Here is a 10,500-nt window from a genome sequence, read left to right as displayed (position 1 = left end):
CAGCGCTACGGCCAGCCTGATTACTGCCTACCGTGGGCGTCCATCGCCGACCTTACTGCAATGTTGCGGGCGGCGCAGACTGTCCAGATAAGGCGCACAATTCTTCGCGCGCATAGGGTTTGGACCCGAAGCGGCCGGTCTGGTCGCGGTCCAGCCGGGCGCGGTGGCCAGTCCAGTGCGATAGCTCATGGAAGGCCGTCCGATAGAAATTGATCTGATCGCGGAACGCCGGTTGCGGGGGCACCTGAATATAGTCACCAACGGGCGAATAGAATGCTTCCCCGCCGCCAATGCGAATATCCGCGCCCGTGGCGGCAATAAGCGCCTCGGCATGGGGGACGATCTCGCGTTCGGGTAAGCGCGCTTCCTGCGATGCCAGCCCTTCGCGCAGCCCTTCGCATTGCGCCACGTTGAAGACGGTGAACCGCTTAAGGAAGGGAACGGCGCGGGCGTCTTCGCCGGTTTCCTGCGCCTTGGCTTTTTCGGTCTCGGGAATGAAGCGGTCGGCATAGACAACACAAGTTCCGCGCTCGCCCTTGCGGACGCTGCCGCCTGCTTGCCTCGCCTGCTTGAAGGTGAGCCAGTTTTGCGTGGGATAGTCCCCCTCGATGGCCGCACCCCAAAGCAAGAGCACGTTGACCCCGGAATAGCGCCGGGCGGTGAGCGCGTTCATGGGCAGGCCGGGACCGCCTGCAACATGAGAATCCCACGGCTGGACCCACGGGAAGCGTCCTGCCTCCAGTTCGGAAATGATCTTGCGCGTCACCTCGTCATAAAGGTTCGCGCGGGGCTGCGTCTTGTCCTCGCTGCCCTCTCCACGCGCGCGCCGTTTGCCGGAAAAGCCCATGCCTAGCCTCCTTCACTGGCCAAAAACCGACCGCAAACCCGCCGGGCGTGGGGGGTGGGCGGCAGGAGCGACCAGAAAGGCCCGCGCCCAAGCGGCGGGCGGCACCCGAGGCGGGGCGAAACGAAGAGAAGCAGCCAAGCGGAGCGCAGGCTTGCCGCCCGCCGCTGCGGGCCTATCAGGGCGCGGCGACCACCCTCCGCGCCCAAGGGGTTGCAAACCCGAAAACGCCGGCGCGCATCGGCGCGCCGGGCAACCGACCGGGGGCGGGCACGCCCCCGGCACGCGTCAGCGATCGTGACCGAATGGCCGGGACGCGTGGCACGCGGCCCGGTGAAGCCTGGCGACGACAGGAGCCTGGCGGAATAGAGCGCGACCGTCCGCACGCGGACGGGACGCCATGGACATCAGCCTTCGCGTTACCAATTTCCATCCGACAAGAATCTTCGATATCCAATCTCGACACGCTGTTCGGCCAGTTTCAGCAGCCGTCCGATCTTCTTGCGCGAAGAATCGAAGCTCACCGCGTCGGCCATTTTCGGTCCCAGAACGGCGATGACGGTTTCCCGCTGGCCCGCCCCGGCGCGGCGCGCATCGAGCACCTGCAGCGCCTGGACTCTGCGGGCTACGACCGGGTCGGCAGGAAATAGCGGGCGCGGCAAACGTTGAAGGCGCCAGAGAGCGGACAGTCGCCGCAGCCCGAGAATCTGGGGAAGGACGTGACGCAGCGACGGCACCGTGAAGGCGAGCCTCACCGGCCCGTTCAGGATCGTTGCACCGTGCAGTTGCAGCCGCACATGACGAAGTCCATCGGCGATCAGCACATGCTCTGTCCCGCCATCCCGCAGGACAGCGATGCTGAGCGGCAAGTCACGAAAATCGAGCGCGTTGGCGTCACCGGCGACAGCCTTGCGTGCCCTAGCTTCCAGCACTGTCGGATCGCGATCCGCCCGCCAGAAGGCAAGGCCGGTGTCGGCGTCCTCGGCGAAATCGAAGCCCCCGTGACGCGGGCTCGCCGCCGGTCAGAGTCAAAACACGGATCGGCGGATTCGGGCGCAGAATATGTTCATGAACAGGCGATGCCGGCAGATCGGCCATTTCGGCATGGCGGCGGGCAAACGCGAAATCGACGGCTGCGCGGCCGAGCTGGAAGAGCGGGCGATAGGTCGACCCGTCTCTCCAGTCGCGTGCTGGCGCATCCGGCGTTTCTGCCCGCATGTGCGCGGTCCTCCCCTTGCGTCCTTGATGGACGGATCGGATTGAGGGCAGCCATCGTGGTGAACCGCGACTACCTCAAGACACGGCGAGACACCGTGAAGAACAAAGGTGCTCCTCCCCGTAAATCCGGTGATTGTTCAGATAGATTGGCAGTGGAGTACGGCTATCGGCGGAAAGTTTTTTCATGCCGCCAGCCTTCGTTGGTCAATATCAGTGAAGCCTTGTCTTCACCCTGCCGAATACTCACCGCCCTCGCCATTCTGGGAAAGGCCGCGCGCAGGCCGGGGTCGGCGCTCCAGGGCGCAATATCGTCGAGCCGGTAGTTGTAGCGGACCTGCGAAACACGCAGGCCCATCAACTCACCGGGCTGCGTCCAGGACATGACTTCGATAACGTGGCGCCGAGCGAAGCAGAGCTCATTGCGACCAAGAGAGGCGTCGGCCGCCTTGCCGATGAATTTGGCACCTTCACTGGTCGGCCGGTAGACGAGATAGTCGATGAGCCGATTTTTGCCCGAATAGGACGGCTGCTCTTCCCGCCTTTTCTCGATCGTCAGCAAGCCCGCCGCGACCATGGCTTCATAGCCTGTCCTGATGCGGGAATGTGTGCCGACACGGATTTTCGCGGGCATGTCGCCGACGTTCACGCATTCGCCATGCTCGTCGAACCAGCTTTGCAGGGCCGCGCGGAAGTTGCTCTCTGTCGCATCCTGGACGCCGCCACAACTCGTCAGCAGGGCGGTCATCGCGGCCAACCCCCACCGGCGGCCGGTCGATTGATGGAAATTATCCCGCTCCTCGAACCCTTCGCGTAAGTTCATCGCCGTGAACCCAGATAGAATTCGACCGGGATGGTGAGTTCGACTTCGTCGGGCATGTCCTTGGGAATGGCGGGCAAGGGTTGTGCCCGTTTCAATGTGTCGAGAGCCGCCTGATCCAATGTCGTGAAGCCGGAGCTTCGCAGCACCGACGCGGTGAGGACGGAACCGGTCCGGTTCATCCGAAACCGGATCTGCACCGTGCCTTGCTGGCGAGCCGCGCGGGCGCGCGAGGGAAAGCGGCGATAGTGTTCCAGATGCGCCAGCAACCGTGCTTCCCACTTCTGCTTCGTGTCGCTGGAAAGGTTGGTCGCGGCAGGCGCTGCGACACTCTTGGGCGCTGTGGTTTCGGGAACGGGCGGACCGGGGTCGATCACCGCTTCCACTGGCTCGCGTAATTCGCGCATCAACGACGTGGTCTGGGGAAGCTGCACCATCGGCGGCGGTGCCACTATTGCGGGCTCTGGCTTGGGTCGATCTTCCTGTCGTTCAACCTGCTTTGGACCAGTGGCAACCTCACGAGGCGGCTCCGGAGGCGCTGCGAGAGGCTGCAATTCGACGACTAATGGAGCGGACGGCGCAACGACCATCGGATGCACAACCTGCCACGTAAAAAGCGCACATCCCAACACAAGAGCGGCAACCGCCGCAGTGCCGGCGATTCCGAACAGCCGCGTTCGCCAGTCCATCGGCTGATCGCAATAGCGGCTATGGCCTGGAACGGCATAATTGGCCTTGGTCGGATCGTCCTTGTCGCCTTCGGCGGTACGTTGATCAAATCGATAGGAAACCATGGCGATGTTGCTGGCGAGCAATTCGCCTTCATCGTCCGGCACCCGTTGCAGATTATCCCTCATTGCTGATCCCCGGCGTCGGACGGCGGATGATCCATATGGCGGTAGCCAGCATCCCCGCCGCCACCGCGACGGCCAGACCCAAATTCGGCCGCACTTGCAGCCAGAACAGCCCGTAACCAGCCGTCATGCCGATGCAGGCCGCAACCTTGGCGTGACGCGGAACGGCGCCAGTTTCCCGCCACGCGCGAAGGCTGGGGCCGAAGCGTGGGTGACTCAGAAGCCAGGCTTCCAACCGAGGTGAAGACCTCGCAAAACAGGGCAACGCCAGCAGCATGAAGTCAGTGGTGGGGAGGAGCGGCACGAAGATGCCGACAAATCCCACAGCCACCAGCGACAGACCAAGCACCAGCCAGCCGGATCGGACTACACGCCCGCGCCGGAGCAAGGCTTCGGTCGTGGGCTTAGTGCCGGGTTCAGCCCCAGATTCAGCCAATGTGGGCATCGACCAGTGCCTGCACACGTGCGAATGCGGCATTCGCACCTGCCACCGCGCGGGCGTCTTCCTCGGCAGAAAGTTCCGCCGCATCGAGAGCCGCGGTGAACGCGCGCCAGTGCGCCGCGGGGCCCTCGGCGGCAGGCGCGAGATATCGTGCGCCATGTTCGTCGGAAAGGCCAATCCTGGCCGCTTCCTTGCGGAGTAGGGCCGCGCCCATGTTCGACCCTTCGGCCACATAGAGCCAGCCCAGCGCCGCAGAAATATCTATAACATCGGTCGCCGAAAACGCCGGTGGCGTGTCGTCATGAGGAATGGCTAGGCCGAGGTCGGCAAGGTCGGCGGCGATCAGCGGCAGGCGCCGCCGTTCCAACAGGCCGGGCAAAAGCGCCTGCAAGGCTGCATTGTCATACAGCGCGTCGATGTCCCGATGGAAAAGATACTGGACCGTGACGAACCGGCCATAGCCTTCGACGGTAGCGAAGGAAGCGGCCGCCACGATCGACTTGTCGAGCCGGTCATGGGTTTCGTGGGTAAGCGCCTTCAAACGCTTGGCGCGGGAAGGTTCGAGAATATCAGTCGTCATAGATGCTCCTGTTGCGATGAAAGATGAGGGGCTGGGGCAAGCAGCCTGAAAGCAGGACGCGGGGCCGGGTCGGCGAACGTTAGAAGGCATAGTCCATCCTCACTGCCAGGCTGGTTTTTCGGTAAGAGTAAAGCCAGTCGACAGTGCTGCTGACGCGGCTGTGTTGGACAAGAAGACTGGGCGTCAGGCCGGCAAAACGCAGCGCAAGAAACCGGACATTGGCGACATAATTCTGTTCGCGATCGCGGCGCTTGGCCTCCAGCAGTTCACTATAGGCGCGATAATCGCGCTGCCGCAGCGAAGCGAAGGCGAGCAGGTTGACGGCCTGCCCGAACTGCTTGTTCACGCCGAGCCGCAAGCCATATTGGCGGTAGGCATTGACCGGATCATCCGCTTCCTTGGCGGTGAAGTCTGGCCCAGCGAACACCGTCCAGCCGTGCGGGAGCACTTTCCAACCGGTCAGCAAGGCTTCGGTTAGTGCACCATCGTGATCCTGGTAAGACGGCAGACGATAGTTGAACCAGCGACGGCTGAGTTCAATCCGGACTGCAGTCGTCGCGGAAGGATTGACCATCGTTTCCGCCCGGATGCCAACGGCATCGTAGAGGATATCCGGGCCAAGCGATCCGATGTCGAATGAAGGCGACAGCGTGAAACTGGTCCGGGCGGTGCGATAATCATAGCCCAGCTGGGTCGTCAGCGTGGTCTGGCTGTACCTGCCATGGTCGGGATAGATATCACCGTAGAACAGCACGCGCCCGTTAATGCCGCTGTGTCCGCGAAGCGGAATGCGGCGGCTGATGCTGCTCTCGAAGTTGATGCCCGTCGCCTGAATCGGATCGGGCACCTTGCGGTCGATGAGGCAAGTACCGTCCTCTCCTGCGAGCAGGCAGGTATAGCTGGCCGACGACTGGTTGAGATTGCTGCTGTAACCCGGCCCCAAGGCGATCGAGCCCTGCCAGCCGCGCCGCTTGGCGAGAGCTTGCGTAAAGCTGTCGATGGTCCGAAGGACGCCCGTCGCCTTGTCGCCTTCGTTCAAAAGGGCAGCGCGGGCGGCTTCGAACAGATGGCGCGCCTCGCGATCCTTGTGGTTCTCGAACAGCGCGCGCGCCAGCTCAAGTTGGCCAGGCACGAAATCGGGCTGCAGGCCAAGAAGTGTCCGGTACTGGCGTTCTGCTTCAGTCAGCTTGCCGGCAGTCCGCGCAAGCGCCCCCCGCGCATAAGCGACAAGCATCAGGTCACGATCTTCGAATGCCAGATAGGCTTGGAGAAAGCGCCGGACGTCTGGCCATTGCCTGCGTGCAACGGCGACATAGAGCGCCTCGCCGACATCGCTGACCGTATTGGCGACCGCGTACGTCTTGCCATCGATCTCGATGGTCGATGGAACGCCGTCCAGATCGTCGGCATCCTTCAGCAATTGCCGTTCGACCTCGGCGTTCTGATTATCGAGGCTCTGGTCGAGGCGCAGCCGGGTATCGGCATTGCCCGAAGTCTGCGCGGCCGCGGTGCCAGCAAAGGTGCTAGACATGGCAAGGCTCCAGGCAAGCCGGTAAAGAAATTGGGCACGATAAGTCGTCACGAAATGCGGGAGCCCTGATGGAAGAAAGGGGAATGGCCGGGAAACAGAGGCGCCATGCGGCACCCCTGTCCCATTGCCGTGGCGGCTGCGAAGGTTCAGTTCTTCGTGCCACCGAACGCGGTGTTGTATTGGCGCGCGGAAGAGAAGTTCACGATGCCGGCCAGCGCGGCCGCGTTTGCGCCGAAGAAGCGGCCCGAAACGATGCCACTCGACGCCACGGTACTGCCCGACTGCGTCGCTGTTGCGCCGGTGCCCGCGAAGTTGGTGCCAGCGATCGTCGCTGTGCCGATGTTGACGGCATAGCCTGAAACGGAATTGGCAATGCTGCCGGACAGCGTCCCTGATGTACCCGATCCAAAGTTGGCGGTGAAAGTGCCGGTCAGCAGGCCCTTGTTGGCATAATCGCTGACGCCCTTGACGGAATAGGTCGCCGAACCGCTGGTAGGAACGCTGGTGGTGCCGCCGTCATCACCCGCATAATAAACGGTGTGCGTACCGTCCCCGACACTCGACGTCTGCGACCATTCGCCGAAGTAGAGGTTGGCGCTGCCGACCTTGGCGAAATGAAAGACGCCAAGATTGCTGTGATCGGTAGGAACGCTGGTCCCGGCGTTGATAGTGCTGACTCCATTGCCGTCCGTGCCAACCGAGGATTGGAGACCTTGGAAATCAACGATCGCACCAGGCATAGCTGGGACACCGATGCCGGGTCGGCCGGCCACATGCGGTCCAGCATTGACGTTGCTGGTCCCGATCGTGACCTCGCTGGTGTCGCTGGAAGCTCCATATATGCCGGCATGGGCAGTCCCGGCGAAGGATGCCGATGCGACAAGCGCAATAGCAATCCGGTTGAGATTCGAGAGTTTCATGCTAATTCTCCTACGTTCGAGTTGCCTGTAAACAGGCGCTTGCCTCCAGGGTTCGCCGCTGTTTCCCAGCCGTTGCAAGGATCGGGAAACGGTGGCGTCCCTGAATTTCCATGATCAGAATCGCCCTGTGAGACTGAGGCGAACCGTGCGCCCCGGCGCTGGGGTAAGTGAGCGGCTGAGCGGATCGAGATAGTAACGGTCGGTCAGATTCGTTCCGACCAGCTCGGCCGTGAAGCGATCGTTGAGACGAAATGTCGCGTAGGCATCGAGAGTGACGATTTCGTCCCATTTATAGGGCACATTGAGTGCGTAACCGCCGATCCGATCCGCGATGGGGCCGCCTATGAATTCGTCGAGCTGGGGATTGTCGTAGGCGCTGTACCAGATCAGCCGCCCGCCAATTTCGAGCCGGCGATCAAGGAAACGGCCGCCAAACGACCAGTTGATGGTATCTTCGGGGGTGGCTTGGGTCAGCAGATAGCTGGAAACAAAACCATATTTGACGCAGTCCGGCACCCGGCCACGCGAAGGATCCTTGAGGATCGCGAAGCTGGCGTCGCATACTTTGTTCTTGAGCATGTGGGCGGCGCCGATTTCGGTAAAGAAGCGACCGTTGTCGAAGCGTGCCTGCAGCTCCAGCCCTTCGATCACCTGCTTTTCAAGGTTGAAGAACATGAGCTGTGTCGAGCGCTCGATCACATCCCTGGTCGTGTTGCGATACCAGGTCAGCTTCAAGTCGGCATGTTGCCCTGCGCCTAAACCGAAAAAGTCACGGAGGTCCTGAACATAGGCCGCCTCCCAGGAATAGATGTGTTCGGGCTTCAACATTTCGAGCGGGTTGATCGATGCCGAAAAACCGATCGTGCTCTCGAACATGCTCGGAAAGCGGTAAGCTTCGGCATAGCGCAGATAGGCGCGGCTGCCGCCCGAAAGATAGGCGGTCGCCGATACCATCGGCGCCCAGCCATGGCCGGACTTTCGCTTCGACTCGGCTGTCGCCACAATCGACTGCGAATTGACCGAAACAGAGCATGAATCCGCGACATAGTTAGCAACGCCGTTCAGGAATCCGTTGACGCAGATGTTGTCAGCGCGATGATATTTGCCTTGCGCATCGGCTTGCCACAACGGCCCGGCATGGGTGGTGTTGAATGGGTAGGGATTTGCGGCATAAACCTGCGTGTCGGCATCGGCGAAGACTGCCGCCAGGTCGGACGGTAGGCCAAAACCTTCCCAGAACGCGATCTGCTGCGTCCGATAGGCGTCGACGCCGAACTCTTCGGTCTGGTAGCTCGTCCCGTAGTCCGAGGTCACGACATTGTCGATCGATCCACCTCGAATGCCGATTAATTCCTCCAGAAAGTCGTCATGCGCCCAGTATCCCGAATAGGTGAGGCCGGCATTGAACTTGAGAAAGCTTGTCGGCCGCCATTCGCCTTTCAGGCTGATCCGATATTCCTCTCTCCGGCCCGCACGGGGATATTGGCGCCAGCCATTGGCGATAGCATCGCTATACTCGTCATCTGACCGCAGTTTTTCACGGCTCCAGTTTCCTTCCAGCAGCAGGTCGAACCGTGATGACAGCTTCATCTGATTGCTTGCCGTCAGGCCGAAACGATTGTTCCTCGCATTGCCGAGTGCCGTGTTGGTGATGACCGGGGCGTCGCTCGATGCAGCATTGGGAAAACCGCCAGCGCTATAGGTGTCGCTGACCGTATGGGTTGCCCACAATTGGGCTTTCAAATCGATCCACGGACTTTCCGGCTGCCATTTATACTCAGCGTTGTAGGCCTGGGCATGAACCTTGCTCAGCGGCCACTGGATATTGCCAAACCCGAATGAGGAGATGATCCGCGAGGGAATGATCTCACCATATTTCGAGCGGCTGTCACGAAAGCCGAGCTGCAAATACTGATCGTCGGCGATGCGCCAGGTGCCTTTAAGCAACCAGGACTCCAACTCGCTTGACGTATTCGGCACCTCATTGCCAGGTTCGTAGTTGAGCCCAAGCATTCGAACGAAGGTGTCTGGCGCCAATTCAAGATCATCTTGCGAATAATAACCAGCGTTGTGCTCTCCGGAGAAATAGTTGCCCCGTTTGCGCCAAGCGTAGGCGCCGAACAGATCGAAGTCGCCGATACGACCCGCGACCGCTATGCGCGCCGCCTGGTCGCCTAGCGAGACGAATTCGTTGTCGTCGGCCATGCGCGGCGTGATCCGGAGTGTAGGATCGGCGTAAGGGAAATTGGGCAAGCCTGGGGTTCCCAGAGTGCCCGGAAACCCTTCCACGGTTCGATAGTCCTGCCCCGTCAGCAGCGTAGGCAGGCGCGGCGAGGTGGAATTGTTGCCACCCTCCAGCTTCAGTTCGAAACCGAATGTCTGGCCCGGTTGCAATATGTCGTCGGCGTCGAGCGTGTTGATGACGACCGCACCGCCGGTCGATCCATTGACGTCGCGCGTCGAGACCGGACCCTTGAGCACCTGCACGCCCGATATCAGGCTGGGATCGATATAGCTGCGGTTGCTTGCGCCATTATAGCCGCGCCAGACCGTCAGTGCCTGTTCGGTCCCGTCGATGATGACGGGCACGCGCCCCGGCCCCTGGATACCACGGATGCTGGGATCGATCGCCCCACTGTTGCGCGCGTCCCCGCTGAAGACATTGACCATGCCCTTCAGCACGTCGGCGGGATTGGTGCCCTTATAGCGCTCGACTTCCTCCTTGCCCATGTAGGTGGAGGAAAGGTCCTGATCGTAGACGGCGTCCTTTTGTCGTTGGTCACGCTCCGCGCCGGTTTCACCGGCCGGCATGGCGCTGCCTTCCACGCGCAGGGAACCCAGCGCGATCGTGTCGGACGCTATCGGGCCTGATGACGCGATGGATGCGGAGTGCAAAGACACGATGTTGCCGTCGATCCGCGCAACAAGGCCGGTGGAAGCAAGCAGGCGGTCGAGTGCCTGCGAAGCACTCATCGTGCCTTTGACGCCCCGAGAGGACAGCCCCCGGACCTGATCGGCGTCCATGCTGACTTGGAGACCAGATTGCCGGCCAAAATCTGCCAGTGCGTCCGCGACCGATTGCGGCGCGATATCGAACGAGCGCACTTCTTCAGCAACGGTTACCTGCGCCCGTGCAGCCATTGAGGTATTCAAGCCACCAACGGCGACCGAAGCGAGCAGCGCCCGCACCCAGAGCTGACGCCTCCCAAACTCCCGGAAAATACCCCCCGAATTCACCTGACCAATTCCTTCCGTTACAGTTCAATGACTGACTATATTCGCTAATGCGAGTCA

The 10,500-nt window shown here is 61.5% G+C and carries 9 protein-coding genes; all 9 read right to left on the bottom strand.

The window, feature by feature from the left end; genetic code table 11:
- Positions 1 to 52: 52 nt before the first annotated feature.
- Positions 53 to 847: an ArdC family protein gene (locus tag B5483_RS16435; RefSeq protein WP_079731166.1), complete on the bottom strand. Its 795-nt coding sequence runs from the start codon at positions 845 to 847 to the stop codon at positions 53 to 55.
- Between the two features lie 416 nt (positions 848 to 1,263).
- The gene (locus tag B5483_RS16430; protein WP_176168082.1) at positions 1,264 to 1,713 is read right to left on the bottom strand and encodes a DNA -binding domain-containing protein; all 450 of its coding nucleotides are present in this window, start codon (positions 1,711 to 1,713) and stop codon (positions 1,264 to 1,266) included.
- Positions 1,714 to 2,225: 512 nt separating this feature from the next.
- Positions 2,226 to 2,882 carry a hypothetical protein gene (locus B5483_RS16425; protein WP_139384039.1) on the bottom strand — a complete coding sequence of 219 codons (657 nt, stop codon included), beginning with the start codon at positions 2,880 to 2,882 and terminating at the stop codon, positions 2,226 to 2,228.
- Positions 2,879 to 3,736 (bottom strand): energy transducer TonB family protein, encoded by an 858-nt coding sequence (locus B5483_RS16420; RefSeq protein ID WP_245829318.1) that lies wholly within the window; start codon positions 3,734 to 3,736, stop codon positions 2,879 to 2,881. The genes B5483_RS16425 and B5483_RS16420 overlap by 4 nt, the downstream gene beginning before the upstream one ends.
- Complete coding sequence (locus tag B5483_RS16415; protein WP_425435052.1) at positions 3,726 to 4,082, bottom strand: YbaN family protein; 357 nt, start codon at positions 4,080 to 4,082, stop codon at positions 3,726 to 3,728. The genes B5483_RS16420 and B5483_RS16415 overlap by 11 nt, the downstream gene beginning before the upstream one ends.
- Before the next feature lie 79 nt (positions 4,083 to 4,161).
- Positions 4,162 to 4,755 (bottom strand): biliverdin-producing heme oxygenase, encoded by a 594-nt coding sequence (locus tag B5483_RS16410; protein ID WP_079731162.1) that lies wholly within the window; start codon positions 4,753 to 4,755, stop codon positions 4,162 to 4,164.
- 79 nt (positions 4,756 to 4,834) lie between these two features.
- Positions 4,835 to 6,286, bottom strand: a complete 1,452-nt coding sequence (locus B5483_RS16405; RefSeq protein ID WP_079731161.1) for a surface lipoprotein assembly modifier — start codon at positions 6,284 to 6,286, stop codon at positions 4,835 to 4,837.
- Positions 6,287 to 6,432: 146 nt separating this feature from the next.
- Positions 6,433 to 7,206, bottom strand: a complete 774-nt coding sequence (locus B5483_RS16400) for a Slam-dependent surface lipoprotein (RefSeq protein WP_079731160.1) — start codon at positions 7,204 to 7,206, stop codon at positions 6,433 to 6,435.
- A gap of 114 nt (positions 7,207 to 7,320) precedes the next feature.
- On the bottom strand, positions 7,321 to 10,395 hold the full coding sequence (locus B5483_RS16395) for a TonB-dependent receptor (RefSeq protein WP_245829317.1): 3,075 nt from the start codon (positions 10,393 to 10,395) through the stop codon (positions 7,321 to 7,323).
- Positions 10,396 to 10,500 lie beyond the last annotated feature (105 nt).

It is taken from the genome of Novosphingobium mathurense, assembly GCF_900168325.1.
GTDB classification, from domain to species: Bacteria; Pseudomonadota; Alphaproteobacteria; order Sphingomonadales; family Sphingomonadaceae; genus Novosphingobium; species Novosphingobium mathurense.
Note: the sequence above shows the minus strand (reverse complement) of the source record. Positions and strands in the feature narration are given on the sequence as shown.

Coding starts and splice junctions, on each gene's coding strand:
- B5483_RS16435 (WP_079731166.1), bottom strand. CDS start 847: ATGGGCTTTTCCGGCAAACGGCGCGCGCGTGGAGAGGGCAGCGAGGAC.
- B5483_RS16425 (WP_139384039.1), bottom strand. CDS start 2,882: ATGAACTTACGCGAAGGGTTCGAGGAGCGGGATAATTTCCATCAATCG.
- B5483_RS16420 (WP_245829318.1), bottom strand. CDS start 3,736: ATGAGGGATAATCTGCAACGGGTGCCGGACGATGAAGGCGAATTGCTC.
- B5483_RS16410 (WP_079731162.1), bottom strand. CDS start 4,755: ATGACGACTGATATTCTCGAACCTTCCCGCGCCAAGCGTTTGAAGGCG.
- B5483_RS16405 (WP_079731161.1), bottom strand. CDS start 6,286: ATGTCTAGCACCTTTGCTGGCACCGCGGCCGCGCAGACTTCGGGCAAT.
- B5483_RS16400 (WP_079731160.1), bottom strand. CDS start 7,206: ATGAAACTCTCGAATCTCAACCGGATTGCTATTGCGCTTGTCGCATCG.